Annotated in this window: 28 protein-coding genes; 19 read left to right on the top strand and 9 right to left on the bottom strand. The window is 65.1% G+C overall.

All coding sequences use genetic code 11. The features are described 5' to 3' along the window. Positions 1-62 precede the first annotated feature (62 nt). Positions 63-1,088 (top strand): YeiH family protein, encoded by a 1,026-nt coding sequence (locus AB4Z32_RS21835; protein WP_442123971.1) that lies wholly within the window; start codon positions 63-65, stop codon positions 1,086-1,088. Between the two features lies 1 nt (position 1,089). Here AB4Z32_RS21835 and AB4Z32_RS21830 read toward each other — a convergent pair whose 3' ends face one another. The 3 genes from AB4Z32_RS21830 to AB4Z32_RS21820 all read right to left on the bottom strand — a co-directional run bounded on the left by AB4Z32_RS21830 (position 1,090) and on the right by AB4Z32_RS21820 (position 3,620). Next, complete coding sequence (locus tag AB4Z32_RS21830) at positions 1,090-2,349, bottom strand: cytochrome-c peroxidase (RefSeq protein WP_442123970.1); 1,260 nt, start codon at positions 2,347-2,349, stop codon at positions 1,090-1,092. A gap of 8 nt (positions 2,350-2,357) precedes the next feature. Further along, on the bottom strand, positions 2,358-2,807 hold the full coding sequence (locus tag AB4Z32_RS21825) for a FixH family protein (protein ID WP_442123969.1): 450 nt from the start codon (positions 2,805-2,807) through the stop codon (positions 2,358-2,360). 75 nt (positions 2,808-2,882) lie between these two features. Next, complete coding sequence (locus AB4Z32_RS21820; RefSeq protein WP_442123968.1) at positions 2,883-3,620, bottom strand: sulfite exporter TauE/SafE family protein; 738 nt, start codon at positions 3,618-3,620, stop codon at positions 2,883-2,885. A 149-nt stretch (positions 3,621-3,769) separates the two neighbouring features. Between AB4Z32_RS21820 and pyrC the strand changes: the two genes are divergently transcribed. The 7 genes from pyrC to AB4Z32_RS21785 all read left to right on the top strand — a co-directional run bounded on the left by pyrC (position 3,770) and on the right by AB4Z32_RS21785 (position 8,585). Next, the gene (gene pyrC, locus AB4Z32_RS21815) at positions 3,770-4,819 is read left to right on the top strand and encodes a dihydroorotase (protein ID WP_442123967.1); all 1,050 of its coding nucleotides are present in this window, start codon (positions 3,770-3,772) and stop codon (positions 4,817-4,819) included. 6 nt (positions 4,820-4,825) lie between these two features. Beyond that, complete coding sequence (locus AB4Z32_RS21810; RefSeq protein WP_442123966.1) at positions 4,826-5,647, top strand: DUF3025 domain-containing protein; 822 nt, start codon at positions 4,826-4,828, stop codon at positions 5,645-5,647. Positions 5,648-5,655: 8 nt separating this feature from the next. Further along, positions 5,656-6,654, top strand: coding sequence for a Gfo/Idh/MocA family protein (locus AB4Z32_RS21805; RefSeq protein ID WP_442123965.1), 999 nt, complete (start codon positions 5,656-5,658; stop codon positions 6,652-6,654). Between the two features lie 18 nt (positions 6,655-6,672). Next, positions 6,673-7,047 (top strand): 50S ribosome-binding protein YggL, encoded by a 375-nt coding sequence (locus tag AB4Z32_RS21800; RefSeq protein ID WP_442123964.1) that lies wholly within the window; start codon positions 6,673-6,675, stop codon positions 7,045-7,047. A gap of 141 nt (positions 7,048-7,188) precedes the next feature. Further along, positions 7,189-7,575, top strand: a complete 387-nt coding sequence (locus AB4Z32_RS21795; RefSeq protein WP_442123963.1) for a hypothetical protein — start codon at positions 7,189-7,191, stop codon at positions 7,573-7,575. Between the two features lie 87 nt (positions 7,576-7,662). Next, entirely contained in the window at positions 7,663-8,043 is a 381-nt protein-coding gene (locus tag AB4Z32_RS21790; RefSeq protein ID WP_442123962.1) for a hypothetical protein, read from the top strand. 200 nt (positions 8,044-8,243) lie between these two features. Beyond that, the gene (locus AB4Z32_RS21785; protein WP_442123961.1) at positions 8,244-8,585 is read left to right on the top strand and encodes a hypothetical protein; all 342 of its coding nucleotides are present in this window, start codon (positions 8,244-8,246) and stop codon (positions 8,583-8,585) included. Positions 8,586-8,600: 15 nt separating this feature from the next. Here the strand turns inward: AB4Z32_RS21785 and AB4Z32_RS21780 are convergent, their stop codons facing one another. After that, positions 8,601-9,344, bottom strand: a complete 744-nt coding sequence (locus tag AB4Z32_RS21780) for a CPBP family intramembrane glutamic endopeptidase (RefSeq protein WP_442123960.1) — start codon at positions 9,342-9,344, stop codon at positions 8,601-8,603. 153 nt (positions 9,345-9,497) lie between these two features. Between AB4Z32_RS21780 and AB4Z32_RS21775 the strand changes: the two genes are divergently transcribed. Then, positions 9,498-9,803 (top strand): hypothetical protein, encoded by a 306-nt coding sequence (locus tag AB4Z32_RS21775; protein WP_442123959.1) that lies wholly within the window; start codon positions 9,498-9,500, stop codon positions 9,801-9,803. A 15-nt stretch (positions 9,804-9,818) separates the two neighbouring features. On the opposite strand, the gene recG is transcribed toward AB4Z32_RS21775, so the two are convergent. Then, positions 9,819-11,903 carry an ATP-dependent DNA helicase RecG gene (gene recG, locus AB4Z32_RS21770; RefSeq protein WP_442123958.1) on the bottom strand — a complete coding sequence of 695 codons (2,085 nt, stop codon included), beginning with the start codon at positions 11,901-11,903 and terminating at the stop codon, positions 9,819-9,821. Between the two features lie 87 nt (positions 11,904-11,990). On the opposite strand from recG, the gene queA reads away from it, so the two are divergent. The 6 genes from queA (at position 11,991) to AB4Z32_RS21740 (ending at position 18,684) form a co-directional block, all read left to right on the top strand. Then, complete coding sequence (gene queA / locus AB4Z32_RS21765; RefSeq protein ID WP_442123994.1) at positions 11,991-13,010, top strand: tRNA preQ1(34) S-adenosylmethionine ribosyltransferase-isomerase QueA; 1,020 nt, start codon at positions 11,991-11,993, stop codon at positions 13,008-13,010. 6 nt (positions 13,011-13,016) lie between these two features. Beyond that, the gene (gene tgt / locus AB4Z32_RS21760) at positions 13,017-14,156 is read left to right on the top strand and encodes a tRNA guanosine(34) transglycosylase Tgt (protein WP_442123957.1); all 1,140 of its coding nucleotides are present in this window, start codon (positions 13,017-13,019) and stop codon (positions 14,154-14,156) included. A 177-nt stretch (positions 14,157-14,333) separates the two neighbouring features. Beyond that, positions 14,334-14,669 (top strand): preprotein translocase subunit YajC, encoded by a 336-nt coding sequence (gene yajC / locus AB4Z32_RS21755; protein WP_442123956.1) that lies wholly within the window; start codon positions 14,334-14,336, stop codon positions 14,667-14,669. 51 nt (positions 14,670-14,720) lie between these two features. After that, positions 14,721-16,613 carry a protein translocase subunit SecD gene (gene secD, locus AB4Z32_RS21750; protein ID WP_442123955.1) on the top strand — a complete coding sequence of 631 codons (1,893 nt, stop codon included), beginning with the start codon at positions 14,721-14,723 and terminating at the stop codon, positions 16,611-16,613. A gap of 15 nt (positions 16,614-16,628) precedes the next feature. After that, complete coding sequence (secF, locus tag AB4Z32_RS21745; protein ID WP_442123954.1) at positions 16,629-17,651, top strand: protein translocase subunit SecF; 1,023 nt, start codon at positions 16,629-16,631, stop codon at positions 17,649-17,651. A gap of 151 nt (positions 17,652-17,802) precedes the next feature. After that, positions 17,803-18,684: an SDR family oxidoreductase gene (locus AB4Z32_RS21740; protein WP_442123953.1), complete on the top strand. Its 882-nt coding sequence runs from the start codon at positions 17,803-17,805 to the stop codon at positions 18,682-18,684. 25 nt (positions 18,685-18,709) lie between these two features. On the opposite strand, the gene folE is transcribed toward AB4Z32_RS21740, so the two are convergent. After that, positions 18,710-19,444, bottom strand: a complete 735-nt coding sequence (folE, locus tag AB4Z32_RS21735) for a GTP cyclohydrolase I (RefSeq protein WP_442123952.1) — start codon at positions 19,442-19,444, stop codon at positions 18,710-18,712. Positions 19,445-19,542: 98 nt separating this feature from the next. Further along, a complete protein-coding gene (locus tag AB4Z32_RS21730; protein WP_442123951.1) occupies positions 19,543-20,535 on the bottom strand; it encodes a MerR family transcriptional regulator in 993 nt (330 codons plus the stop codon). 154 nt (positions 20,536-20,689) lie between these two features. On the opposite strand from AB4Z32_RS21730, the gene AB4Z32_RS21725 reads away from it, so the two are divergent. Both AB4Z32_RS21725 and AB4Z32_RS21720 read left to right on the top strand, forming a co-directional pair. After that, positions 20,690-21,145 (top strand): fasciclin domain-containing protein, encoded by a 456-nt coding sequence (locus AB4Z32_RS21725; protein ID WP_442123950.1) that lies wholly within the window; start codon positions 20,690-20,692, stop codon positions 21,143-21,145. 42 nt (positions 21,146-21,187) lie between these two features. Continuing rightward, positions 21,188-22,126 (top strand): fasciclin domain-containing protein, encoded by a 939-nt coding sequence (locus AB4Z32_RS21720; RefSeq protein WP_442123949.1) that lies wholly within the window; start codon positions 21,188-21,190, stop codon positions 22,124-22,126. 449 nt (positions 22,127-22,575) lie between these two features. Here AB4Z32_RS21720 and AB4Z32_RS21715 read toward each other — a convergent pair whose 3' ends face one another. Then, positions 22,576-23,409 carry an HDOD domain-containing protein gene (locus AB4Z32_RS21715; protein ID WP_442123948.1) on the bottom strand — a complete coding sequence of 278 codons (834 nt, stop codon included), beginning with the start codon at positions 23,407-23,409 and terminating at the stop codon, positions 22,576-22,578. A gap of 18 nt (positions 23,410-23,427) precedes the next feature. Then, on the bottom strand, positions 23,428-23,709 hold the full coding sequence (locus tag AB4Z32_RS21710; RefSeq protein ID WP_442123947.1) for a hypothetical protein: 282 nt from the start codon (positions 23,707-23,709) through the stop codon (positions 23,428-23,430). A gap of 109 nt (positions 23,710-23,818) precedes the next feature. On the opposite strand from AB4Z32_RS21710, the gene AB4Z32_RS21705 reads away from it, so the two are divergent. Then, entirely contained in the window at positions 23,819-24,730 is a 912-nt protein-coding gene (locus tag AB4Z32_RS21705) for a DMT family transporter (protein ID WP_442123946.1), read from the top strand. A gap of 30 nt (positions 24,731-24,760) precedes the next feature. Further along, the gene (locus tag AB4Z32_RS21700) at positions 24,761-25,702 is read left to right on the top strand and encodes a GlxA family transcriptional regulator (protein ID WP_442123945.1); all 942 of its coding nucleotides are present in this window, start codon (positions 24,761-24,763) and stop codon (positions 25,700-25,702) included. Positions 25,703-25,805 lie beyond the last annotated feature (103 nt).

Raw genomic sequence — 25,805 nt, 5'->3', positions numbered from 1 at the left:
ATAACTTGTTTTTCTTATGAATGGGAAATGTTTAACCTGCATGGGTACAACAGGAGAAACCCATGCCTCACCCATCCCGCCCTTGTCTTCCCTACGTCCACGGCTGCGCGCTGGCGGCGCTGCTCGCCGCGCTGGCGATGTGGGGCGCCGCGCTGCCGGTATTCCAGCGCCTCGGCCTCAGCGCGCTGACCCTCGCCATCGTCGCCGGCATCGTGCTCGGCAACACGGTCTTCCCGCGCATCGCGCCCTTCAGCCAGGAAGGCGTCGACTTCGCCCGCAACCGCCTGCTGCGCCTGGGAATCGTGCTGTACGGCTTTCGCATCACCTTCCAGCAGATCGGCCACATCGGCTGGGCCGGCGTGCTGATCGACGCGCTGGTGATCGTCGCCACCTTCACTCTGGCGGTGCAATTGGGCACCCGGGCGTTCGGGCTGGACCGCCAGACCGCGATGCTGATCGGCGCCGGCAGCGCGATCTGCGGCGCCGCCGCCGTGATGGCGGCCGAGCCGGTGGTGCGCGGCCAGGCGCACAAGGTGTCGGTGGCGGTGGCGACCGTGGTCGTGTTCGGCACCTTGTCGATGTTCGTGTATCCGCTGCTGTATCCCTGGCTGCACCTGTCCGAGACCGCCTACGGCCTGTATGCCGGTTCGACCATCCACGAGGTGGCCCAGGTGGTGGTGGCCGGACGCGCCGTCAGCGAAGCCGCGGCCTCGAGCGCCGTGATCGAGAAGATGCTGCGGGTGATGATGCTGGCGCCCTTCCTGGTCGTCCTGAGCAGCCGCCTCGGCGCCGAAGAGGGAACCGAAGCTGCCGCCAGGCGCCGCATCACCATTCCCTGGTTCGCGCTGTTGTTCGTCGGCGCCAGCGGCCTGAATTCGCTGCGGCTGCTGCCGGCCGGCCTGGTCGACGCCATCCTGCAGCTCGACACCGTGCTGCTGGCGATGGCGATGGCGGCCCTCGGCCTGCGCACCCACGTCGGCGCGATCCGCCAGGCGGGCATCAAGCCGATCCTGCTGGCCAGCGTGCTGTTCCTGTTCCTGGTGGTCGGCGGCTACCTGATCAACCGCGTGGTCACCATGATCGCCTGATTCAGCGGCGTCCTTCGACGACGGGACTGGACAGCGTTCCCAGGAATGCGGCCAGGTCGCGCACTTCGCTGTCGCTCAGGCGCAGCGGTTTCAGTTCGCTGTGTCCGGCGGCGGCGGCCGGCGCGCGGCGGTAATGCTCCAGCACCTCGCCCAGCGACGCCAGCTGGCCCGCGTGCATATACGGCGCCCGCGCTGCCGCATTGCGCAGACCGGGCACCTTGAAGGCGCCGTCCAGCGTGTGGTCGTCGGCCGACAGGAAGCGCAACTCCTCGCACTGTTCCGGTTTGGCGTCGCTGTAGGGGCCGAGGCAGTTGAATTCGTCCCTCAGGAGTTGCGTCAGCGCCGCGCCGCGGCCGAAGTCCGGCTTGCCCGGCGTGCGCGGAGCGATGCCGGTGTTGTGGAACTGCTGGTCGCTGAACAGCGGGCCGTTATGGCAGGTCACGCATTGCGCCTTGCCGATGAACAGGCGCAGGCCGTTCTTTTCCTGCGCGCTCAGGCGCTGCGGCGCCGCCGGGTCGGCGTGCAGCAAGTCTTCGCGCAGTAAATCTTCAATATAGCCGTCGAGCCGCGACTCGCCGTAGTGCAGCGTCTTCTCGTAGGCGGCGATCGCCTTGCCGAGGTTGGCGAACACGCGCGACACCGCACGCCGGTCGTCCTCGCGCATCGCGGCCCAGGCGGCGCGCTGCGCCGGGGTGCCCAGCGGACCGCCTTCCGCCGGCAGCCGGCTCAGGTCCGGCATGGGGCCGAACAGCGCTTCGTACTGCGCGCGGTAGTGGGCGCGCACCAGGTGGGCATAGGCCAGGCGGCTGCCGCCGTGCTCGAGCTGGTCTTCGAGCGGACCGAGGGCCTGCGACCACAGGCTGTCCTTGCGGCCATCCCAGAAGGTGAAGGGCGCATGGCCGGCTTCGGCCAGCGGCATCGTGCGGCGCCGGCCGGTGCCGACGCCTTGGCCCAGCGGCCGGCCGTCCTGGAACTGCTTGTCCGGCTGGTGGCAGCTGGCGCAGGACACCGCGCCGTTGCGGCTGAAGCGGGTGTCGGCGAACACCTGCTTCCCGAGCTGCACGGCGTCCGGCCTGGCCTCGACCGCATTCGAGGGGTCTGGCGCCGGCGGCGCCAGTTGGCTCAGCCTGAGCGTGGACAGGATCTGCAGTTCGCCGTCGCTCCAGCCATCCCGGCCGGCCGAGGTGAATGCGGCGAGCGCGGCGCCCGTGGCCAGCAGGGCGGCCAGCGCCAGCAGGAGCTTCCGGAAAGGCGCTTTCACGGCCGGCCTCAGCGCGCCGCCAGCCGCCCGCCGCGGCCGTCGACGATGGTGTTGAAGGTGACGGTGTCGCTGCCCGCGGCGCCGTCGATCTTCAGCTTGATCTCCCACCAGCCGGTCATGCTGAACTTCATGCCTTCCATCAGGTAGCGGCCGGCGCCGAGCTGGCGGGTGACGCGCGGCCGCGTCGGCAGGCCGTGGCCGTGCTGGGGCATGCCGCCGTCGACCGCGATTTTCAGGCCGTCGACGGGCTGGCCGGACGGCGAGCTGACGTCGACTTCCCAGGCGTGGATGCGGTTCAGGTCGGCAGGGCCGTCGACCGGACGGATGTCGACCACGTAGCGCTGGTTGGCGGTGGTCCGGTGCGTGGACAGGTCCAGGTCGCTAGGTGGGGACATGCAGCCCGCCAGGAAGGACAGCGACAGGAAGGCCAGCAGCGGCAGGATTTTTTTGGTAACCATGATGTGCTTTCAAAAGTGAGGTGGATCGGAACCCTCACTTTCGAGCTTCCCATCATTGGAAGGTCAAGGGGTCAATCAAACATTTTTTATGATGAGGCTGATGCCGCCGATCACCAGCACGCCCCAGATCGCCTGCACCACCCGCGCCGCCGGCAGCCGGCTGTGCAGGTGATTGCCGAGCCACAGGCCGCCCATCGCGAACGGGAACAGGAGCGCGGCCAGCACCAGCAGCGTATGGTTGCGATACAGACCGGCGCTCGAGAACAGGGCCAGGCGCGCCAGGCCGCTGAAGAAGATCACGCCGCTGATGGTGGCGCGCAGCACCAGCTTGTCGCGCAGGCGGCGCGTCAGGTAGATCGTGTAGAAGGGGCCGCCGGTGCCGAACATGGCGGTGAACATGCCGCCGACCACGCCGAAGGGGAGGACCCAGCCGGCGCCGAGCGGTTTCGGCGGCTGCCGCAGCAGCAGGCTCCAGGCCGAATAGCAGAGGATGAAGGCGCCCAGCACCACCAGCAGCACGCGCTCCGGCGCCCGCACCAGCGCGAACACGCCCAGGCCCATCCCGGCCAGCATGAAGGGAATCAGGCGCAGAACTTCGCGGCGCTCGATCGTCTTCAGGTTCTTCAGGCCCAGCAGCAGGCCGGCGCTCAGGTCGAACACCAGCATCAGCGGCACCGCCATGCGCAGCGGGATCAGTTGCACCAGCAGCGGCATCGCCGTGACCGAGGAGCCGAAGCCGGTCAGGCCGAACACGGTGTAGGCGAAGACGATGATGAGCGCCAGCGGCGCGACCGTGCCGAAATCGAGATCCATGCCGATAGTCGAATAGTGAATAGCTAAATTTTATCTTCTTCTATCGATTTAGTTCTTTTAGGAAACGTATCGTGCGCGAGCCGTGGCGGGCGCGTGCCGTCTTCCATACCTGCAGGTAAAATGCCGGGGTTCGCAATCCGAGAGCCGCCATGTCCATCATCGAATCCCCCGACACCATCACCCTCATCCGCCCCGACGACTGGCACCTGCACCTGCGCGACGGCGCGCAGATGGCCAGCGTGCTGCCGCACACCGCGCGCCAGTTCGCCCGCGCGATCGTCATGCCGAACCTGAAGCCGCCGGTCACCACCGCTGCCGACGCAGCCGCCTACCGCGACCGCATCCTCGCCGCGCTGCCGGAAGGCATGCAGTTCGAGCCGCTGATGACCCTGTACCTGACCGATAACACCGACCCGGACGAGATCCGCCGCGCCCAGGACACCGGCTTCATCCATGCGGTGAAACTGTACCCGGCCGGCGCCACCACCAACTCGGCGGCCGGCGTGACCGACCTGCGCAAGTGCTACAAGACCCTCGAGGTGATGCAGGAACTCGACATGCCGCTGCTGGTGCATGGCGAAGTGACCAACCATGACATCGACCTGTTCGACCGCGAAGCCGTGTTCATCGAGCGCGTGATGCGCCCGCTGCGCCGCGATTTCCCGGAACTGAAGATCGTGTTCGAGCACATCACCACGCGCGACGCCGCCCAGTACGTGGCCGAGGCCGAAGGCCCGATCGCGGCCACCATCACGGCCCACCACCTGCTGTACAACCGCAACGAGATCTTCAAGGGCGGCATCAACCCGCACTACTACTGCCTGCCGGTGCTCAAGCGCGAGGAACACCGCCTGGCGCTGGTGACCGCCGCCACCAGCGGCGACGAGCGCTTCTTCCTCGGCACCGACTCGGCCCCGCACGCCGTGCACGCCAAGGAAAGCGCCTGCGGCTGCGCCGGCTGCTACACCGCCCTGCACGCGATGGAGCTGTACGCCACCGCCTTCGAACAGGCCGGCGCACTGGACAAGCTGGAGGCTTTCGCCAGCCTGAACGGCCCGAACTTCTATGGCCTGCCGGTCAACGAGGGCAGCATCACCCTCAAGCGCGAAACCTGGACCATCCCGCCGAGCGTGCCGATGGGCGAACACCAGCTGGTGCCGCTCGACGCCGGCCAGCAGCTCCACTGGAAGATGCTGTAAGCAGGAATGTTCGAGCAGTTCGAGCAGATCGGGTGGGCGCAGCCGTGGTATGACGCGGTGCGCCCGGCCTTCGACAGCCTGGAGCCGGCCGCGGGTTCAGCTGATCATTTCATCGACCGCTTCAATGCGAATGCGGCCCGCCTCCAGCTGCAGAACCACCGCGGCCAGCCTGTCCGCTTCGTGCCCCAGGCCGCGCTGCCGCCCAACACCGCCTACGAAGAATTCATCGGCGCCACCGGCTGCGTGCCGACGCGCGAGAACCTGCACGACTTCTTCAACGGCCTGGTGTGGCAAACCTTCCCGCTCATCAAGCGCGAGCTGAACGCACTACAGGCGGCGCAGATCGCCGCCGCCGGCATCAAGCAGTCGCGCGGACCGGCGCGCGATGCCGCCACCATCTTCGACGAGAACGCCGCCCTGCTGGTGGTGCGTGACACCGGCGATGGCCGCGCCTTGGTCGACGGTCTGCGCGGCCACCAGTGGCACCACACGCTGTACCTGCGGCGCGCCGCGTTCGAGCGCGATGCCGAGGTCTGGCTGTTCGGCCACGCCCTGATGGAAAAGCTGGTGGCGCCGCGCAAGGCGATCACGGCGCACACGCGGGTGCTGTTCGCGCCCGATGCCTGGTTCGGCCTGGCCTGGGACGACCGGCGCGCCTGGATCGACATGCAGGTGGCCGGCCAGCTGTGCACCGAGGGCCTTGCCACGTCCGGCTTCACGCCGCTGCCGGTGCTGGGCGTACCCGGCTGGTGGCCGCAGCAGGACGAGGCGTTTTATCTCGACCAGACCGTATTCCGGCCCAAGCGGCCGGCCAAAGAGCTGACTTAGGAGGAAACATGACTGATGTGGTCCGCTGGGGCATTCTCGGTACCGGGAAGATCGCCAAGGCCTTCGCCAATGCGCTGAAGGATACGCCGGGGGCGGTGCTCGCCGGCGTCGGCTCGCGCAGCTTGCCGGGCGCGCAAGGCTTCGCCGACGAATTCGGCGGCACTGCTTACGGCTCCTACGAGGAGCTGGCGCAGGCGCCTGACGTCGACCTGATCTACGTGGGCACGCCGCATCCCGCCCACGTCGACAACGTGCGCATGGCCCTGAACGCCGGCAAGGGCGTGTTGTGCGAGAAGCCCTTCACCATGAACCGCGCCGAGGCCGAAGAACTGGTGGCGCTGGCGCGCGCGAAAAACCTGTTCCTGATGGAGGCGATGTGGACCCGCTTCATGCCGGCGCTGGCGGAAGTGCGGCGCGTGGTCGACTCCGGCGAGATCGGCAAGGTGACGCAGGTGATCGCCGACCTGGGCTTCAAGGCCGACTTCGGCCATGAACACCGCGTGTTCAATCCGGTGCTGGGCGGCGGCGCGCTGCTCGACCTGGGCATCTATCCGCTGTCGATCGCGGTGGCGCTGCTGGGCCCGGTGGAATCGGTCGCGGCCCAGGCCGAACTCGGCCCCACCGGCGTCGACGAACAGACCGGCTTCGTGCTGCGCCACCGCGGCGGCGGAATGTCGATGTGCAGCTGCTCGCTGCGCGCGCGCCTGCCGAGCGAGCTGACGATCGCCGGCGAACGCGGCCACGTGCGCATGAACACCATGTTCCACCGCGCCCAGACGGTGACGGTGGTGCGTGCCGACGGCATCAACCGCACCATGCCCACGCCTTTCCTGGGCAACGGCTATGTGCACGAGGCGATCGAGGCCCAGCGTTGCTGGCAGGCCGGCCTGATCGAGAGCCCCGGCATGCCGCATGAAGACACGCTGGCCCTGATGGGCGTGATGGACGAAGTGCGGCGCCAGATCGGCGTGCACTACGCGGCCGACGACGGCACCGCCAAGGAATAACCAACAAGGAGAAAAACCATGAAACGCGATCCCCGTACCACCAGCCGCATGCGGCGCCTGAACGCACGCCAGCGCAAGAAGGCGCGCGTCGGCGAATTCAAGGAGCACTGCTTCGACATCGAACTCGTGTTCCACAGCCCGATGCGCGGCGAGCCTTACCACGACTTCATCAACGATTTCTTCGGCTTCCTGGAACAGCGCGGCCTGCTGGGCGGCGGCTTCGGCGGCAAGGAGCCATTCAGCGAGACCGAAGGCGTGATCGCCAACATCGAGCGCGGTTCGCCCGCCGAGGAAGACCGCGAGGCGGTGGTGCAGTGGCTGCGCGCCCGTCCGGAAGTCGTCGACGCCCGCGCCAAGGACTTCAAGGATGCCTGGCACGGCTACGGCTTCTGATTGCCTCCGATTGTAAGCATTTGTCAGCGCGGTAAGGCTTTGTAAGGAGCGTCAACAGGACAGTAAGGTTCCTCGTTTTAGGGACAAGTGACACGCAAACGACGTGCACTCCGAACCCGATAACCCTGAGGACCCTTCATCATGAAAAAGACCATCGCTACCCTGATCGCCGGCCTGTTCGCTACCGCAGCATTCGCAGCACAGACTCCTGCCACCACGACGCCGGCGGCTAGCACGCCGGCAGTGGCGAAGGCTGAAGTGAAAGAGACCAAGGCTGCGACCAAGGCCGACGTCAAGGCTGAAGTCAAGGAAGCCAAGGCCGACGCCAAGGAAGCCAAGGCCGATGCCAAGGAAGCCAAGGAGGTCGCCGCCAAGGCCGACGTGAAGGAAGCCAAGGCCGAGCACAAGGCTGTCCACAAGACCGCCCACAAAACCGCCCACAAGACCAAGAAAGCTGCGCACAAGGACACCACCGTCGCCGCAGCGACCCCGGAAGCTGTCGCCACCCCGGCACCGGCTACCAAGTAATCCCTGATGCTGTTTTACGCACGGCGGCCGATGGCGGCTGCCGCGCGGCTTCCCTGACCAGACAAGACAAAACTTGAGGATCGCACCATGAAAAAGACCATCGCTACCCTGATCGCCGGCCTGTTCGCTACCGCAGCATTCGCGGCACAAACTCCCGCCACCACGACGCCGACGGCTACCACGCCGGCAGTGGCGAAGGCCGAAGCCAAGCAAGAAAAGCAGGCTGCGAAGGCTGAAGTGAAAGAAACCAAGGCTGCGGCCAAGGCAGACGTCAAGGAAGCCAAGGCCGATGCCAAGGCCGAAGTAAAAGAAGCCAAGGCCGACGCCAAGGAAACCAAGGAAGCCGCCAAGGCGGACGTGAAGGTCGCCAAGGCAGAGCACAAGGTCGCCAAGACCCATCACAAGGCTGCGGTCAAGGCCGAAGCGCACAAGGACACCACGGTCGCTGCCGCTACGCCGGCCAAGTAAGCCCGCACTTTGTACGTCGTTCCCGGCATTGCCGGAAACGACTTCCCGCTCCTTGATCGTCATTCCCGCGCAGGCGGGAATGACGTTTACGGGCAGCCGGCGTGACATGCATATCCGGATTTGTTTGACATCGCGAACGGAAGCAATCGATACTTTTCGCTATCCGTTCCCCCGGTGTCCGACAAACGAAAGGAAGCCCCATGCTCCGCCGTGCCATCCTGCTCGCCGCTTGCCTGTGCGCAGCCCAACCCAGCTTCGCGGACCCGGTGCCGGTCCCCGCCGACAAATCAGCCTACGTGGGCGAATGGATCGGCGAGAAGATGCGGCTGAAGATACAGCAGAACGGCCAGGTCGAATACAAGCGCGACCGGCCGGGCAAGAACGTGGATCTCCACGTCGACCTGCAGGGCTTCAACGGCGACAATTTCGACGTCGGCGTCAGCCTGGTCCGCTCCACCTTCGTGGTCAGCAAGCCGCCGCACCGCGAGGGCGGCAAGTGGAAGATGACGGTGGACGGCGTCGACCTGACCAAGGTGAACTGAGAGCCTGGGCCGCCATCAGGCCGCGGCCGGCGCCGACGCCGCCCGGCGTGCGCCGAAGACCACCCAGGCCGCCAGCGCCAGCTCGATCACGTTGGCGGCGCGCTCCACCAGGAATACCGTCGACGCGGCGGCGTCCTGCACCTTCGAATACATCATGCACAGGTTCAGCACCATGTGCAGCACCACGCAGAGCCACAGGCTGCCGCTGCGGTAGCGCACGGCGGTGAACATCATGCCGGCGATCGAGGTCACCACCATCTTCCAGCAGGCGGTCTTCCAGTCGGTGTCCATGAAGCCGTGGATCAGGTGCATGGCGCCGAACAGCAGGCCGTTCAGCACGATGGCGCGCCATACCGGCAGCGACAGCAGCAGCGCGAAGATCACGCCGCGAAACAGCAGCTCCTCGCCGAAGGCGTTGAAGAGCTGGATCGTGAAGTCGGAGAGGATCTTGCCGCCGTCGGCGCTGCGCAGGCCCCAGGGCAGGAACAGCGCGGCGGTCGACAGGCTGGCCAGGAACACCGGTTCCGGGCGGATGCGGCCCAGGCCGAGCGCCAGCCGCTTCCACAAGCCGAAGGCATGGGCCAGCACCAGCGGATAGACGATGGTCGAGGCGAAGGCGAGCAGCTTGACCTTGCCGTAGGCTTCGGGCGGGGCCAGGCTGAAGCCGAACTTGAGGATCAGGATCGTCAGCAGGAACTGGCCGACGGCGCAGGCGATGGCGAAGGGAACCGGGGTCTCGTTGTGATAAGTGGTTTGCATGGCGCGTCTCGTTGTTTTTGTATTGACGTGCGCACTGTAATGAAAGGCGCTGTGCCGGGCGGTCCGTTTGCGACAGACGGCAGAAATCGCGGAACAGGCCGTCTTTACAACAGGTGTACATTAGGGCCTACGACAACGCGGAGGAGCCTCGAAATGAAAAACATGACCGCCATCCTGATCGCCGGCCTGTTCGCCGGCGCCGCATTCGCCCAGACCGCGCCTGCCCCGGTGCCGGGCCAGACCACCACGCCGGATTCGAGCACCTCGCCGGAAGTCGCCAAGGCCGCCGCCGCCCACGAGAAGGACGCCACCAAGGATGCCAAGTCCGATGCCCGGCAAAAGAAGGACGCTGCGAAGCCCGCCACCGGCAAGGGAAAAGGCAAGAGCAAGCCGACCCGGGCCAAGATCAAGGTCCCGCCCGACAACGGCCATACGAGCAAGGAAGACCCGACAGCTTAGAACCTATCCCGGTTCTTAGACCTTGAGGAACTCTTCCCGTCCGCCCAGCCAGCGCAGCAGGTGGGCGTCGACGACGGCATCAAGCTCCGGCCGGTCGGAGCCCAGCAGCCAGGCGGCGACGTCGCGCGCCTGTTCGACGATCCACTGGTCGGTCTCCAGGTTGGCGAAGCGCAGCATGGCTTCGCCGGATTGGCGCGCGCCGAGGAATTCGCCGGGGCCGCGGATCTCGAGGTCGCGGCGGGCGATCTCGAAGCCGTCGGTCGTCTCGCGCATCGTCATCAGGCGCTGCTTGGCCACCTGGCCGAGCGGGCTCTGATACAGCAGCAGGCACACGCTGGCCGCCGAACCGCGGCCCACGCGCCCGCGCAGCTGGTGCAGCTGCGAGAGGCCGAAGCGCTCGGCGTGCTCGATCACCATCAGCGAGGCGTTCGGCACGTCGACCCCGACCTCGATCACGGTGGTGGCCACCAGTACGTGCACCTCGCCTCTTGAAAAGGCATCCATGATGACCTGCTTTTCCGCCGGCTTCATGCGGCCGTGGACCAGGCCCACCACCAGGTCGGGCAGGGAAGCGGCCAGGGTCTCGAAGGTGTCGGTGGCGGTCTGCAACTGCAGCGCTTCCGACTCTTCGATCAGCGGACAGACCCAGTAGACCTGGCGGCCCTCCAGCGCGGCGGCGTGCACGCGCTCGATCACCTCGTCGCGGCGGTTCTGGTCGATCGCGCGGGTGACGATCGGCGTGCGGCCCGGCGGCAGCTCGTCGATCACGGACACTTCCAGGTCGGCGTAATAGGTCATCGCCAGGGTGCGCGGGATCGGCGTGGCCGACATCATCAACTGGTGCGGCACCAGGCCGTCGCTGCCCTTGTTGCGCAGGGTGAGGCGCTGGCCGACGCCGAAGCGGTGCTGTTCGTCGACCAGCACCAGGCCCAGCTTCGCGAACTGCACCGAGTCCTGAATCAAGGCGTGCGTGCCGATCACCAGGTTGGCTTCGCCCGATTCCGCCATCTCGCTGGCGGCCTGCTTTTCCTTCTTTTTCAGGCTGCCGGTCAGCCAGGCCACCTTCACGCCCAGCGGTTCCATCCAGGCCGCGATCTTGCGGAAGTGCTGCTCGGCCAGGATCTCGGTCGGCGCCATCAGGGCCGCCTGGTAGCCGCTGTCGATGGCCTGGGCGGCCGCCAGCGCGGCGACCACGGTCTTGCCGCTGCCGACGTCGCCCTGCAGCAGGCGCTGCATCGGATAACCCTCGCGCAGGTCCTTGCTGATTTCCTGCACCACGCGCTGCTGGGCATTGGTCAGCTGGAAGGGCAGGGCATTCAGGAAGGCCTCGGACAGCGCGCCGACGCTGGTGAGCTGGGGCGCGCCCTTTTCGCGGCGTGCCTGCTGGGCGCGTTTCAGTGACAGCTGCTGGGCCAGCAGTTCGTCGAACTTCACCCGGGTCCAGGCCGGGTGGGTCTTTTCGATCAGTGCGTTCTCGTCGACGTCCGGCGGCGGATAGTGCAGCAGGCGCACCGCCGGCTGGAACTCGGCCAGCGACAGTTTTTCGCGCACCGCGCGCGGCACGGTGTCGGTCCAGTCGACCCGCTTCATGGCATCGGAAATCGCGCGCCTCAGCACGGTCTGCGACAGGCCTTCGCCGGACGGGTAGACCGGCGTCAGGGAAGTCGGCAGGGGCGCGCCCTCGTTGACGACTTTATAAACGGGATGGACCATCTCGGCGCCGAAGAAGCCGTGGCGCACCTCGCCACGCGCCCGCACGCGGGTGCCTTCGGCCAGCTGCTTGACCTGGCTGCCGTAGAAATTCATGAAGCGCAGCTGGATGTCCGAGGTCTCGTCGGCGATCGAGACCAGCAGCTGCTTGCGCGGCTTGTACGTGATTTCGTTTTTGCTAACGATGCCTTCGACTTGCGAGACGTGGCCGCCGCGCAGGCAGGCCTCGCGGATCGGCACGATCTCGGTTTCGTCCTCGTAGCGCATCGGCAGATGCAGCACCAGGTCCATGTCGGTGCGCAGGCCGAGCTTGGCGAGTTTGCTCTCGATGGTCTTCTGAACCGGGGTTGTTGCGGGCTTGGCTGCGGCTTTGTCTTTGGTTGCGGGCATAAAGGCTGGTGTAAAATAGAGGGTTCGCCGCATACGCTTGAGCTTATATTGTAAGGCTCCTGGCACTGTTTTCCCATCATGAGCAGAATCTACTCCCTCTCCGATTTCGATTTCGACCTGCCCGACGAGCGCATCGCCCAGGTGCCGCTGCCGGATCGCAGCGCTTCGCGCCTGCTGCAGCTCGACGGCGACCGCATCACGGATCGCACATTTTCAGATATCGTCGACCAGCTTGCCGCCGGCGACGTGCTGGTGATGAACAATACCCGCGTGCTGAAGGCGCGCTTCTTCGGCCAGAAGGAATCCGGCGGCCAGGTCGAGGTGCTGGTCGAGCGCGTGCTCGACAACCGCACCGTGCTGGCGCAGGTCCGCGCGTCCAAGTCGCCCAAGCCGGGCAACCGCATCCGCCTGGCCGATGCCTTCGACGTCACCACCGGCGAACGGGCCGGCGAGTTCTTCACGCTCCACTTCGAAGGCGACGTGTTCGAGCTGATCGAGGCCCACGGCCGCCTGCCGCTGCCGCCCTATATCGCCCACGACGCCGACGAATTCGACGAGCAGCGTTACCAGACCGTCTATTCATCGGCGCCGGGCGCCGTCGCCGCGCCGACCGCCGGCCTGCACTTCGACCAGCCGCTGCTGGACAAGCTGGCCGCCAAGGGCGTGAACATCGCCTACGTCACCCTGCACGTGGGCGCCGGCACCTTCCAGCCGGTGCGGGTCGAGAACCTGGCCGAGCACAATATGCACAGCGAGTGGTACACGATCTCCTCGGCGACCGTCGATGCGGTACGCGCCGCGCAGGCCGCCGGCCGCGACGTGGTGGCGGTCGGCACGACCTCGCTGCGCGCGCTGGAGTCGGCCTCCCAGTCCGGCAGCCTGCAGGCCGGCAGCGGCGACACCCGCCTGTTCATCACCCCGGGTTACCAGTTCAAGACGGTGACCCGCCTGATCACGAACTTCCACCTGCCCAAGTCGACCCTGATGATGCTGGTCTCGGCCTTTGCCGGCTACGACGAAATCCGCAAGGCCTATGCACACGCGATCGCCAGCGAATACCGCTTCTTCAGCTATGGCGATGCGATGCTGCTAACCCGGAAAAATTAATCCAATATGCTGGAATTTACCCTTCTCAAAAAAGATACGAGCGGTCTGTCGCATGCGCGCCGCGGCCGCCTGAAACTCAACCACGGCACCATCGAGACCCCGATCTTCATGCCGGTCGGGACCTACGGTTCGGTCAAGGCGATGGACCCGACCGAGCTGAAGGAAGTCGGCTCGCAGATCATCCTCGGTAACACCTTCCACCTGTGGCTGCGCCCGGGCACCGAGGTCATGGACAAGTTCGGCGGCCTGCACGGCTTCATGGGCTGGGACAAGCCGATCCTGACCGATTCCGGCGGCTTTCAGGTGTTCTCGCTGGGCGCGATGCGCAAGATCACGGAAGAGGGCGTGAAGTTCGCCTCGCCGATCGACGGTTCGCGCCAGTTCCTGTCGCCGGAAATCTCGATGCAGATCCAGCGCTCGCTGAATTCGGACATCGTGATGCAGTTCGACGAATGCACCCCTTACGAGATCGACGGCCGTCCGGCGACCTTTGATGAAGCGGCCAAGTCGATGCGCATGTCGCTGCGCTGGGCCCAGCGCTCGATGAACGAGTTCAAGCGTGGCGAGAACCCGAACGCGCTGTTCGGCATCGTCCAGGGCGGTATGTACGAGCGCCTGCGCGACGAATCGCTGGCCGCCCTGGAAGACATCGACTTCCCGGGCCTGGCGATCGGCGGCCTGTCGGTGGGCGAGCCGAAGGAAGACATGATGCGCATCCTCGAGCACGTCGGCCCGCGCCTGCCCGAGAACAAGCCCCACTACCTGATGGGCGTCGGTACGCCGGAAGACCTGGTGGCCGGCGTGGCCAACGGCGTCGACATGTTCGATTGCGTGATGCCGACCCGGAACGCACGCAACGGCTGGCTGTTCACCCGTTTCGGCGATCTCAAGATCAAGAACGCGCGTTACAAGGATGACACGGCGCCGCTGGACGAGAGCTGCACCTGCTACTGCTGCAAGAATTTTTCGCGCGCCTACCTGCACCACCTGCACCGCTCGAAAGAGATCCTGGGCGCGCGCCTGAACACCATCCACAACCTGCACTACTACCTGAACCTGATGCAGGAAATCCGCGATGCGATCGATGCCGACCGCTTCCACGAATTCCGCCTGCAGTTCAACGCCGACCGCGCCCGCGGGGTGTAATCCCCAGGGTGGGCACACCGTGCCCACGCGTAAATATCGCTGCACGTGGGCACGGTGTGCCCACCCTACTTGTAATTTACGCAACCGCTCCCACATGGCCGGAAACTGGCTGTTGACAGTTTGCGGGTGCTAGAATACAGCGCTTGTTTTTTCACATTCTTATAAATCGGAGTCCTTGTGTTCATTTCCAACGCTTATGCGCAAACCGCCGCCGGCGCCGCCGACCCTGGCATCATGGGCAGCCTGACGACGTTCGCGCCGATCATCATCATGTTCGTGGTCATGTACTTCATCATGATCCGTCCGCAGCAGAAGCGCCAGAAAGAAATGAAGTCGATGATGGAGGCGCTGGCCAAGGGCGACGAAGTGATCACCATCGGTGGCGTGCTGGGCCGCGTGTCCAAGGTCGCCGACGCCTATGTCACCATCGAGGTGGCTGCCGGTACCGAAATCGTGGTGCAGAAGAACGCCGTCACCACCCTGCTGCCGAAGGGCACCCTGAAGGCCCTGTAACCAGCCTTGCGGCTTCGGCCGCACGCGCTCAATTCTGAACGCTGGAACATCATGAATCGCTATCCCCTCTGGAAGTACATACTGATCCTCGTGGCGGTGCTGCTGGGCCTCCTGTACACGGCGCCGAACTATTTCGTCGATTCGCCGGCGCTGCAGGTCACCACCTCGAAGGCGACGGTCAAGATCAACAGCGACACCGTGGCCCAGGTGACCGCGGCGCTCAAGCGCGACGGCATTCCGCCGGAAGCCGTGAGCCTCGAAGGTTCGGGTGACACGACCGCCGTGCGGTCGCGCTTCGCGTCCACCGATGCCCAGTTCAAGGCCAAGACCGCCCTCGAGCGCGACCTCAACCGCGACCCGACCGATCCGGACTACATCGTCACCGTCAACCTGGCGAAGAACACCCCGATGTGGATGCAGAAGCTGGGCGCGCAGGCGATGAACCTGGGCCTGGACCTGCGCGGCGGCGTGCACTTCCTGCTGCAGGTGAATTCCAAGGCGGTCCAGGAAAGCCGCATCAAGAACCTGCAAACGACCATCCGCGGCCAGCTGCGCGACAAGAACGTGCGCCACGCCGGCATCGACCGCATCGGCAACCGCATCGAAGTCCGCTTCCGGGACGCCGACACCCGTACCCAGGCGCGCAACGTGCTGGCCCAGGATCCGGACCTGACCTTCGCCGATACCACCGACGGTACCGACCTGAAGCTGGTCGTGACCCTGAAGCCGGAAGCGCTGCAGCGTGCCGTGGAAGAGGGCGTCAAGCAGAACATCTCGACCCTGGGCAAGCGTATCAATGAACTCGGCACCACCGAGCCGGTGATCCAGCAGCAGGGCCGCGACCGCATCGTGGTGCAGCTGCCGGGCGTGCAGGACGTGGCCCATGCGAAGGACATCATCGGCCGCACCGCGACCCTGGAATTCCGCACCGTCGACGATACCGTCACCCCGGGCACCGAGCTGAGCGCCGCGGTTCCGCTGAATTCGGAACTGTTCACCACCGGTCCGGGCGCACCGGCCGTGGTGTCGAAGGACGTGTTCCTGGGCGGTGAATCGATCACCAGCGCGACGGCCAGCTTCGACCAGCAGAACCAGCAGCCGGTCGTCAGCATCAGCCTGAACGCCGAAGGCGGCCGCAAGATGCGCCAGATGACCCGCGAACGCGTCGGCAAGCGCATGGCCGTGCTGCTGCTGGAAAAAGGCAAGTACACCGTGCTGTCGAACGCGACCATCCAGGGTGAATTCGGGGCCTCGTTCCAGATCACCGGCATGCCGTCGGCGGAGAAGGCGGCCGAGCTGGCCCTGCTGCTGCGCTCCGGCGCGCTGTCGGCACCGATGGAATTCGTCGAGGAACGCGTGGTCGGCCCGCAGCTGGGCGCCGAAAACATCACCAAGGGCCTGCACTCGACCGTGTGGGGCTTCGTGGCGATCGCGATCTTCATGATCATCTACTACCAGCTGTTCGGCTTCTTCAGCGTGGTGGCGCTGGCCTGCAACCTGCTGTTCCTGCTGAGCCTCCTGTCGATGCTGCAAGTCACGCTGACCCTGCCGGGCATCGCCGCAATCGCGCTGGCGCTGGGTATGGCAATCGACGCCAACGTGCTGATCAACGAGCGTATCCGCGAGGAACTGCGTGCCGGTAACACGCCGCAGGCGGCGATCTCGGCCGGCTTCAGCCACGCCTGGGCCACCATCCTGGACTCGAACGTGACCACCCTGATCGTCGGCGTGGCCCTGCTGGTGTTCGGTTCGGGCGCGGTGCGCGGCTTCGCGGTCGTGCACTGCCTGGGCATCCTGACTTCGATGTTCTCGGCCGTGTTCCTGTCGCGCGGCGTCGTGAACCTGTGGTACGGACGCAAGAAGAAGCTGAGCAAGATCGCCATCGGTACCGTCTGGGAACCGGGCATCACGGCAGCGGGCGCCAAGTCCGCGGCCAAGAAATAAGCAGCGAGGAAAGCCATGGAATTTTTCAAGATTAAACGGGACATCCCGTTCATGCGCCACGCGTTGATCTTCAACGTGATTTCGGCGCTGACCTTCGTTGCCGCGGTGTTCTTCCTAGTGACCCGGCCCCTGCACTACTCGGTCGAGTTCACCGGCGGCACCACCATGGAGCTGCGCTACCCGCACGCGGCGGACCAGGAAAAGATCCGCCACACGCTGGAAAAGATCGGTTATGAGCAGCCCGAGGTGACCAGCTTCGGCACCGCCCAGGACATCATGATGCGCCTGCCGATCCGCAAGGACCTGCCGGGTGCGACCGCCTCGACCACCGTGTTCAACGCCGTCTGCGCGGCCGAGAACGGTACGCCGAAGCAGGTCCAGGAGACCACCGAGAAGGGCGAGAACATTACCCGTACCAGCTGCTTCACCGCGGAGGGCAAGGAAGCCGTGCACCTGCAGCGCGTCGAATTCGTCGGCCCCTCGGTCGGCGACGAACTGGCGCAGAACGGCCTGAACGCGCTGATCATGGTGGTGATCGGCGTGGTGATCTACCTGGCCGTGCGCTTCGAGTGGAAATTCGCGGTGGCGGCGATCGTCGCCAACCTGCACGACGTCGTGATCATCCTGGGCTTCTTCGCCTTCTTCCAGTGGGAATTCTCGCTGACCGTGCTGGCCGCGGTGCTGGCGGTGCTGGGCTACTCCGTCAACGAATCGGTCGTGATCTTCGACCGGATCCGCGAGACCTTCCGCAAGCAGCGCAAGATGAGCGTGACCGAGGTCATCGACCACGCGATCACCAGCACCATCTCGCGTACCATCATCACCCACGGTTGTACCGAGATGATGGTGCTGTCGATGCTGTTCTTCGGCGGCCAGGCCCTGCATTACTTCGCCGTGGCGCTGACGATCGGTATCCTGTTCGGTATCTATTCGTCCGTGTTCGTGGCGGCCGCGATCGCCATGTGGCTGGGCGTCAAGCGCGAAGACCTGATCAAGCCGATCAAGGAACGCGACGAGACCGACGGCGCCGTCGTGTAATCGCCGTCAATACGGAAAAGCCGCCCGGGCCTTGGCCTTGGCGGCTTTTTTGTTTATTGCGCACGATTTCTTCAGGTGTGTGAAACAACGCACAGAGTGTCCCTTAAGGCGGCCTTAAGATGGACTCGTCTCTTTCAGGACATCCCTAGTTTTGGACTTCACCCGCTCCGCTGGAGCGGGTTTTTTTTTTGCCGACTGGCGGGACAATTGCGGTTCCATGCCGCGCGCCGTCGTTGCGGCATGGGATAGTGATACCGATACGTACCATCCTGTCGGAGAGCCTGCTATGACGCTGAAGATAGCCACCGAGGACGACAGCAACACGCCGCCATTCAGCATGGGGAGTTTGCCTGATCAATATCACGCGCTGGTGGTTGGGAGTAGCGGAACGATCGGCGCGGCGATGATCGCCCTGTTGCGATCCGACCCACGTTGCGGTTCGGTACGGGGTTTGCACAGGCATTCCCATCCGCCCCTCGACTTCGCCGATGAAGCTGGTGTTGCCGCGGCCTCCAGCGAATTGGCGCGCGGGCCGCGTCTGAACCTCGTGGTCAACGCGACAGGTATGTTGCATGCTCCGGAACTGATGCCGGAAAAGCGCTTGGCCGATCTGGACTACGCGCACCTGCTCGCGGCCTTCCAGGCGAACACCTTCGGCCCGGCCCTGCTTTTGCGCCACGTCGCGCCCTTGCTGGCCCCCGGGCGAGGCTTGATGGCGATGCTGTCGGCCAAGGTCGGCAGCATCGGCGATAACCGGCTGGGAGGGTGGTACAGCTACCGGGCATCCAAGGCGGCGCTGAACATGCTGGTCAGGACTGCTGCGATCGAGCTTGCGCGTACCCAGCCCAATACCGTGCTGGTCTCCCTGCATCCGGGCACAGTCGAATCGCCGCTTTCCCGTCCATTCCGCGGTGTTGCCTCGGCACGCCCGGCGCACGATGCGGTCGTCGATATGCTACGCGTCCTCGATCGTCTCGTTCCTTCCGATAGCGGGGCTTTTTTCGCATACGATGGCAGCCGCCTGCCCTGGTAGCCGGGTCCGGGAACGAAGTTCCGGATCAGCCTGCTTTTGAGCGCTGCAGGAAGGCCAGGAATTCGGCGCGCATGGCCGCATCCTGGCGGAATGCGCCCCGCGTGACGCTGCTGGTCATCCGCGCATCCATGTCTTTGACACCTCGCCATTGCATGCAGAAATGGTCGGCTTCCATCGCCAGGGCGAGGCCTCGCGGCGCCATCACCGCTTCGAGCGTATCGGCCAACTGGATCAGTGCTTCTTCCTGAATTTGCGGCCTGCTCATGATCCAGTCGGCAAGGCGTGCGTACTTCGAGAGGCCGATCAATTCCGTGTCCGGGCTGGGCAGGACACCGATCCAGATCTTGCCGATCACCGGGCACAAGTGGTGCGAGCAGGCGCTGCGGACGGTGAGCGGACCGATCACCATCAGTTCGCCCGCCTGCGACACGTTCGGAAATGCCGTTACCGAAGGCATGGTTTCATATCGGCCCTTGAAGACTTCCCTGAGGAACATCTTGGCGACACGTCGTCCCGTATCGCGGCTATTGTGGTCGGCCGCCGTATCGATGACGAGGCTGTCGAGCACGTCATGCATCCTGGCGCTCACCTCATCGAGCAGCTCGTCGAGTTCTCCCGGAGCGATGAAGTCAGCGATGTTGTCGTTAGAAAAAAACCGTACTCCCCGCGCTTTCAGGCGTGCGCGGATGCGCTGCGATACGGATTGCGTGTCCGGCAGCAGGGCGCCGGCGTCGAACGGGGGCAAGAGATCGTTGGGCATAAGCTATGGCCGGAGGAATACCTCGAGTATGGGACAAGTATAGCGCTCGTCCGCAATATCATGGTCGATTATGGTTCATTAATCGGTGCAATATCGGTTCATGATACATTTGCGCCTTTTAATGGAAGTGGCAGGCCTTCGGCGCGCGCCAGCCGTTCCAGCGCCGTTTCCAGGATCGCCCGCGCGCGTCCCGCCGCATGGCCGAGATCCAGGTGCAACTGCGCGTCCATGGTGTTGCGCGAAGCACATTGCTGGCTATAGCGCTCGAAGCTGCCGATCATCAGCAACAGCTCCGCCATATGCCGCGGGCACTCGCAGGCCAGCTTGCTGCTTGCCGCGGTCAGGTTGGCCAGCGATTCTTCGTCGAAGCGCTGCGCCGGCGGGAGTTGCTCGGCGTGCCGAGCGGGCAGGCGCTGGCCCTCCAGCGCCTGGCGGCACAAAGGGATGAGCTCGCCCATCTCGGACGGCACGCGCGCCACCAGCCATCCTTGCGACCGCAACGCGCGAATGGTCGCATTCGAGCAGAAGCGGTACAGGACCACGGTTGCCGCCGCCTGCAAGGCCTTGCTGGTCGCAGCGATCATCGGGATGGCGCCTTCGTCCAGCTCCGCCAACTCGACCAGCAGCACGTCCGCGTGCAGGCCGGGGCGTGGAAACGCGGACATGTCGAGGCGTGGACAGCTGTCCAGGACGTTCAGCAGCGCCGTGTCGCGCGGGCTGGCGCCGATCCGGCGCGCCAGGCCGGGGCCGATCACCACCACATCGATCGGCCCTGGCGGCGCGCTGTCGCCGGCCTGGTCGGCGCCCCCGAGGGTACGCAACTCATCGATCGAAAGATGGGCCAGCTGGCCGATCGGATGGCCCTGGTCGACCAGTTGCTTGAGCAAGCCCAGGCGCTGTACCTGCGACGCCGTGTACAGCCGTTGGCCATGGGCCGAGCGGCGTGTCTCGGACAGGTCGTAACGGCGTTCCCACACGCGCAAGGTCTCCACCGGCAAGCCCGCCAGGCGTGCCGCTACGCCACTGCGATACGTGACCTCGCCGGGAGCGGTCGACCGGCCGTCCTGTGCATGTTCAGTTTGCTTTGTCATGATGAACCGTATTTGAACCGTAATATTCGAATTATATAGATACAAAGTCTGGACATGTGTAATTGTCCAACCTATATTTCAGAACGTGGCATACACGCATCGCTGGCTTGTCCAGCTTCTCTTACCAGTTCAACGCTTGAAGAAGGAATCGATAATGAAAAAGTTCTGGCTCGTTACGTCTCTCATGTTGTCCTGCGCCGTGGCCCAGGCAGCCGACATCGTCGACACCGCGAAATCCGCAGGCAATTTCACGACGCTGGTCAAGGCGGTGGAAGCCGCCGGCCTGGTCGATACCTTGAAGGGGCCGGGGCCTTACACCGTGTTCGCACCGACGGACGAGGCATTTGCGAAAGTGCCCAAAGCGAAACTGGATGCCTTGCTGAAGGATAAGGCTGCGTTGACCAAGGTGCTGACCTACCACGTGGTGCCTGGCAAGGTGATGGCTGCCGACGTCAAGCCGGGAATGGTGAAGTCGGTGGAGGGCAGTCCCCTGCACTTCAGCATGAAAGGCGGCAAGGTCCATGTCGACAAGGCGACCGTGGTCGCTGCCGATGTCGCCGCCGATAACGGCGTCATCCACGCCATCGATACGGTGCTGATGCCGAAGTGATCCCCAATCTCATCGTGGCGTCACTCTGAAGGGAGGTCCATCATGTTTCGTTGGATAAAAGGAATCGCCGGCTTGTTACTGGTCGCTTCGATGGCGGCGTGCGGCGGTGGCGGCGGCGACGGTGGCGATCATCCCGGCAACATCGTGCAGGTAGCCCAAAAGGACAGCCGTTTCAGCACCCTGGTGGAAGCCGTCCAGGCTGCGGGCCTGGCCGACACGCTGTCCGCACCGGGGCCGCTGACGGTGTTTGCCCCGACCAACGACGCCTTCGCGGCGCTGCTTACCGAGCTAGGGCTGAGCAAGGATCAATTGCTGAGCAATAAGGCCTTGTTGACCGCGGTATTGAAGTATCACGTCGTCTCCGGCAGCGTAACCAGTACCCAGGTGCCGATCGGCAAGCCGATCATGCCGGCGGCGGGTGGCTTCTTCAAGGCGGACAAGGTGGGAGCCGATCTGGTCATCACCGACGGACGCAACCGGACCAGCAAGATCGTGCAGGCGGATATTCCCGCATCGAATGGCGTCATCCACGCCATCGACAAGGTGCTCTTGCCAGCTGATAAGACAGTGGTGCAGGTGGCGGCAGCCAACCCGGATTTCAGTATCCTGGTTGAAGCAGTCACAGCCGCGGGACTGGCCGACACCTTGAGCGCGCCCGGCCCATTCACGGTCCTTGCGCCGACCAATGCGGCGTTCGCCTCCTTGCTGGCAGAGTTGGGCCTCACCAAGGAACAACTGCTGGGCAACAAAGCGCTGTTGACCAAGGTGCTGACCTACCACGTGGTGCCGGGGTTGGTACTGAAGGCGCAAGTGCCGCTCAATACGCCGATCACGACCGTGGAAGGCGAGACCTTCCAGGTGAGTTCGACGCTCGTCATCACCGACCGCCGTAGCCGCATGGCGAACATCACCGCCGCCGACATCCTGGCGTCGAATGGCGTCGTGCACGTGATCGACAAAGTGATCCTGCCCGCTCCCTAGCGATACAAGGATGCAGGCTTAGCATTCGCTCGCGGCGACGTCCTCTCCGATGCTTAACCGTCGCCCGTTTTGCGCCATCTTGCGGTGGCGCATTTTTTTTACAAAGTTTGCGCGAAATGTTAAAAAATGTGAGTTCGCGCACAGAGTGCTCAGGTTCAGGGAACTAAGATGGACTCGTCTCTTTCAGGACATCCCTAGTTTTGGACTTTACCCGCTCCCTGGAGCGGGTTTTTTTTGCCTGCTTGTTTGCCTGCAGGATGGATGGGGGCGTAATACTTTTCTCATCTATACGGTATTCGGTCCGCCCGCCGAAAATCTCCACAGCATCGCCGATACCGTCGCCGCCGGCGCCTGCATCAATCGGCTTGCCGACAGGCGCAGCGCGCTCGCGCAGGCCGGCCTGCCTGGCGCCGGCAAAGCGATGCTGGGTTTCGGCTGAGGGCCGGCGTTCAGTCCAGCGCCGCCACCAGGCTGCGCACCTCGTCTTCCGATTCCTGCAGGACCAGCGCCAGGGTGCCGTCGCCGACCGCGAAGTCGATGGTGGCGCTGGCCTGGGTCGGGCTGAAGCCCGGGCGTTCGAGCAGGGGGGAGGGAACCGGCGCCAGGTCCTTGGCCAGCATCAGGGTGTCGCCCAGGGTTTCCGGCGGCAGGGCGCGCATGCCGTTCCACAGGGCTTCGATCGCATCCATCACCGGGCCCGGGACGCCCAGCTTGAGCAGGACGCCGCGGCCGATCTCGATCTGGCCGTGCTCGATCCATTCGTCGGCGCCGCCGTCCAGCAGGCCGGGGAACTCGCCTGCTCTCGACAGCAGATAGAAGCCGCCGACCTCGTGCACGATGCCGGCGAACATCGCCGTGTCCGGATCGACGAAGGAAACGCGCCGCGCGATCACCAGCGCCAGCGCGGCGACGTTGGCCGAGTGCTGCCACAGCTGGTCGGCCTTGGCGCGCAGCAGCGGGTCGCTGACGCCGCTGGCCAGCTGGCGCACGATGACAGAGGCGGCCAGCGCCCCCAGCGTGCGAAAACCGACTCGCTGCACCGCGGCGCGGACGTTGGTGACGTCGTTGCCGGCGCGGTTATAGGCGGCCGAGTTGGCGATGGCGACGGTGCGCGCGGCCAGCAGCGGCTCGGTCTGCACCAGGCGTGCGGCTTCCTCGACGTGGCAGTCGGGATCGCTCAGCGCGCGCTGCAATTTCAGCGTCGCGTTGACGTGGGTCGGAAAGGCCAGCTCGCCGCGCCCGGCTTGCGCGGCGATGCTCTTGAGGGCGTCGAGTCTGTCCATGGGGAAATATTATACGGCTTAGGGCTCGCTGAAAATGGCGTCGCAGCCATCTTTCGGCTCTTCCGTGTCTTGCAATTCGTCGACCAGGCCCAGGTCGAACAATTCCTCGACCGCGTTCATGAAGCTGTTGATTTTGGTGGCGCCGATCAGGCGATAGATTTCGCCGGCTTCGTTGCGCACGCCGATCAGCATCTTTTCCTGCTTCACCTCGTCGGGCGGGGCGACGTCGAGCAGCAGGTTGCCGATGATGTGCTTGTCGAAATGGGCGGGCTTTTTACCTTCGAGCAGGGCGGTTTTCACGGGTGGGTCTTCCTTTCTTGTGTGCTGGATCGGATTATAGCGGTCGGCGCGCGCGGAGGGTCGCCGCCCGGGATTCGCGTTTTGCGGCCGCGACAGTTACCATATCGCCATGACCCAGCAGCTGCGCGGCATTGCCGCCCTCATCCTCGTCGTCCTCGTGTGGGGCACGACCTTCCCGGCCATGAAAGACCTCACCGTGACCTTTTCTCCGGTGTGGATCATTTTGACGCGCTTTGCGCTGGCGCTCGTCATCCTGTCGCCCTTCCTGTGGCGCGCGCATTGGAGCGACCTGCGCGCGGGCGTGCTGCTGGGCCTGGTCCTGTTCTTCTGCTACCTGTTCCAGGTCGAGGGCCTGGCGCTGACCAGTTCGAACCGCAACGCTTTCATCACCGGCCTGAACGTGCTGGTGGTGCCGCTGCTGGGCATCCTCGGCGGACGCCTGCCGGAGCGCCGCATCGTGTTCGCGCTGGTGCTGGCGGTTGCCGGCCTGGCGGCCCTGTGCTGGGACGGCGGCGCCTGGGGTACGGGCGACACGCTGGCGCTGCTGGGCGCCTTCTGCTTCGGTGCCTACGTCAAGATCATGGAGATCCGCACCCGCACCGCGAAACAACTGCTGAGCGTGACGGCGGCCCAGATCGGCACCGTGGCCGTGTGCGCGGCCGTGTGGCTGCTGCTGCGCGAAGTGCCACGCGGCGTCGGCGTGCTGGAGGACGCGAACAATTACTGGCGCTACATCGGCGCCAGCCTGCTGGCCTACTGGCCGAACTTCGCCTACCTGGGCGTGGTCTGCACCGCCGCCATCATCTCGCTGCAGACCTGGGGCCAGTCGCGCACCAGCGCCAACGAGGCGGCCGTGATCTATGCCTTCGAGCCGGGAGCGGCGGCCTTCTTCGGCTATTTCTGGCTAGGCGAGGCGATGACGGCCCGCGGCTGGCTCGGCGCCGCCCTGTTGATATCCGGTATGATTGTCAGTCAATGGAATACCGAGAGCCGCCCGGCGGGCGCGCTCGCCCCCGAGTGATGATCCCGACCCCTGTTCCGCATCGTTTCGATGTCGCACGCTGAACTGTCCAGCCTCGCGCAGGAAGCGCCCTTGCGCGTGCTGCTGGTAAATGCCGGCGAGCCGGATTCCCTGACCTGGGCCGGGATCGTGCAGCCCTTGCGCCTGGCGGCCAAGATGGTGGGGCCGCAGCGCCTGATCGTCGACGTGCGCACCCCCGATAAATTCGGCGGCGACGGCCAGCGCCAGTGGCACCTGGTGCTGCTGGTCGCCGACGAGGCCGAGGCCGGCCTGCGCCCCGCCAATATGCGTCTGCTGGCCCAGCGCTGCCGCGCCGCGCCCTGCTGGGGAGGCGTGGGCGCCGGCGTGCTGTGGCTGGCCGAGGCGGGCGCCTTCAACGGCGTGCGCACCGCGCTGCCGTGGTCGCTGTACCCGGATGCCGAGACCTTTGCCGACCAGGCCCTGTTCAGCCCTCACCTGTTCGAGATCGACGGCGCGCGCCTGACTTGCTGCGGCGGCGGCGCCAGCATCGACTTCGCCCTGACCCTGGTCGACATCCTGTTTGGCGCCACGGTCCAGGCCCAGGTCAAGGAAATTCTGTGCGTGGACCGCGTGCGCGGCCAGGAAGAGCGCCAGCGGGTCGCCCTGCAGGCCCGCTTCGGCGTGCTGCAGCCCAAGCTGACCGAGGCCGTGACCCTGATGGAAGCCAACATCGAAGAGCCGCTCTCGACCGACGAGATCGCCCAGCTGGCCGGCATCTCGCGGCGCCAGCTGGAGCGCCTGTTCAAGCAATACCTGGGCAGCCTGCCGTCGCGCTACTACCTCGAACTGCGCCTGAAACGCGCCCGCCAGCTGCTGCGCGACACCAACCACTCGATCGTGCAGGTGGGCCTGATGTGCGGCTTCTCCTCCGGCTCCCACTTCTCCACCGCCTTCGGCGCCCTGTTCGGCAACACCCCGCGCGAAGAACGCCAGCGCAAACTCGCCGAGTAATTTCCCAACTTCGGGGTCAGGTCCATTTTCCTAGGCGAGATGGGTGAGGATGACTGATATTGCCGGAGCATGCGTGCAAAATTGAAGAAGTTGACAAAATAGA

Origin of the sequence: Massilia sp. 2TAF26 (assembly GCF_052115005.1) — a bacterium.
In the GTDB taxonomy this organism is placed as follows: Bacteria; Pseudomonadota; Gammaproteobacteria; order Burkholderiales; family Burkholderiaceae_D; genus Telluria.
This window is presented reverse-complemented; position numbering and strand designations above follow the sequence as displayed.

What these genes read in the sequence shown, in the direction of transcription:
- AB4Z32_RS21835 (WP_442123971.1), top strand. Translation starts at nt 63, where the DNA reads ATGCCTCACCCATCCCGCCCTTGTCTTCCCTACGTCCACGGCTGCGCG.
- AB4Z32_RS21825 (WP_442123969.1), bottom strand. Translation starts at nt 2,807, where the DNA reads ATGGTTACCAAAAAAATCCTGCCGCTGCTGGCCTTCCTGTCGCTGTCC.
- AB4Z32_RS21820 (WP_442123968.1), bottom strand. Translation starts at nt 3,620, where the DNA reads ATGGATCTCGATTTCGGCACGGTCGCGCCGCTGGCGCTCATCATCGTC.
- pyrC (WP_442123967.1), top strand. Translation starts at nt 3,770, where the DNA reads ATGTCCATCATCGAATCCCCCGACACCATCACCCTCATCCGCCCCGAC.
- AB4Z32_RS21810 (WP_442123966.1), top strand. Translation starts at nt 4,826, where the DNA reads ATGTTCGAGCAGTTCGAGCAGATCGGGTGGGCGCAGCCGTGGTATGAC.
- AB4Z32_RS21805 (WP_442123965.1), top strand. Translation starts at nt 5,656, where the DNA reads ATGACTGATGTGGTCCGCTGGGGCATTCTCGGTACCGGGAAGATCGCC.
- AB4Z32_RS21800 (WP_442123964.1), top strand. Translation starts at nt 6,673, where the DNA reads ATGAAACGCGATCCCCGTACCACCAGCCGCATGCGGCGCCTGAACGCA.
- AB4Z32_RS21795 (WP_442123963.1), top strand. Translation starts at nt 7,189, where the DNA reads ATGAAAAAGACCATCGCTACCCTGATCGCCGGCCTGTTCGCTACCGCA.
- AB4Z32_RS21790 (WP_442123962.1), top strand. Translation starts at nt 7,663, where the DNA reads ATGAAAAAGACCATCGCTACCCTGATCGCCGGCCTGTTCGCTACCGCA.
- AB4Z32_RS21785 (WP_442123961.1), top strand. Translation starts at nt 8,244, where the DNA reads ATGCTCCGCCGTGCCATCCTGCTCGCCGCTTGCCTGTGCGCAGCCCAA.
- AB4Z32_RS21780 (WP_442123960.1), bottom strand. Translation starts at nt 9,344, where the DNA reads ATGCAAACCACTTATCACAACGAGACCCCGGTTCCCTTCGCCATCGCC.
- AB4Z32_RS21775 (WP_442123959.1), top strand. Translation starts at nt 9,498, where the DNA reads ATGAAAAACATGACCGCCATCCTGATCGCCGGCCTGTTCGCCGGCGCC.
- recG (WP_442123958.1), bottom strand. Translation starts at nt 11,903, where the DNA reads ATGCCCGCAACCAAAGACAAAGCCGCAGCCAAGCCCGCAACAACCCCG.
- tgt (WP_442123957.1), top strand. Translation starts at nt 13,017, where the DNA reads ATGCTGGAATTTACCCTTCTCAAAAAAGATACGAGCGGTCTGTCGCAT.
- secD (WP_442123955.1), top strand. Translation starts at nt 14,721, where the DNA reads ATGAATCGCTATCCCCTCTGGAAGTACATACTGATCCTCGTGGCGGTG.
- secF (WP_442123954.1), top strand. Translation starts at nt 16,629, where the DNA reads ATGGAATTTTTCAAGATTAAACGGGACATCCCGTTCATGCGCCACGCG.
- folE (WP_442123952.1), bottom strand. Translation starts at nt 19,444, where the DNA reads ATGCCCAACGATCTCTTGCCCCCGTTCGACGCCGGCGCCCTGCTGCCG.
- AB4Z32_RS21730 (WP_442123951.1), bottom strand. Translation starts at nt 20,535, where the DNA reads ATGACAAAGCAAACTGAACATGCACAGGACGGCCGGTCGACCGCTCCC.
- AB4Z32_RS21725 (WP_442123950.1), top strand. Translation starts at nt 20,690, where the DNA reads ATGAAAAAGTTCTGGCTCGTTACGTCTCTCATGTTGTCCTGCGCCGTG.
- AB4Z32_RS21720 (WP_442123949.1), top strand. Translation starts at nt 21,188, where the DNA reads ATGTTTCGTTGGATAAAAGGAATCGCCGGCTTGTTACTGGTCGCTTCG.
- AB4Z32_RS21715 (WP_442123948.1), bottom strand. Translation starts at nt 23,409, where the DNA reads ATGGACAGACTCGACGCCCTCAAGAGCATCGCCGCGCAAGCCGGGCGC.
- AB4Z32_RS21705 (WP_442123946.1), top strand. Translation starts at nt 23,819, where the DNA reads ATGACCCAGCAGCTGCGCGGCATTGCCGCCCTCATCCTCGTCGTCCTC.
- AB4Z32_RS21700 (WP_442123945.1), top strand. Translation starts at nt 24,761, where the DNA reads ATGTCGCACGCTGAACTGTCCAGCCTCGCGCAGGAAGCGCCCTTGCGC.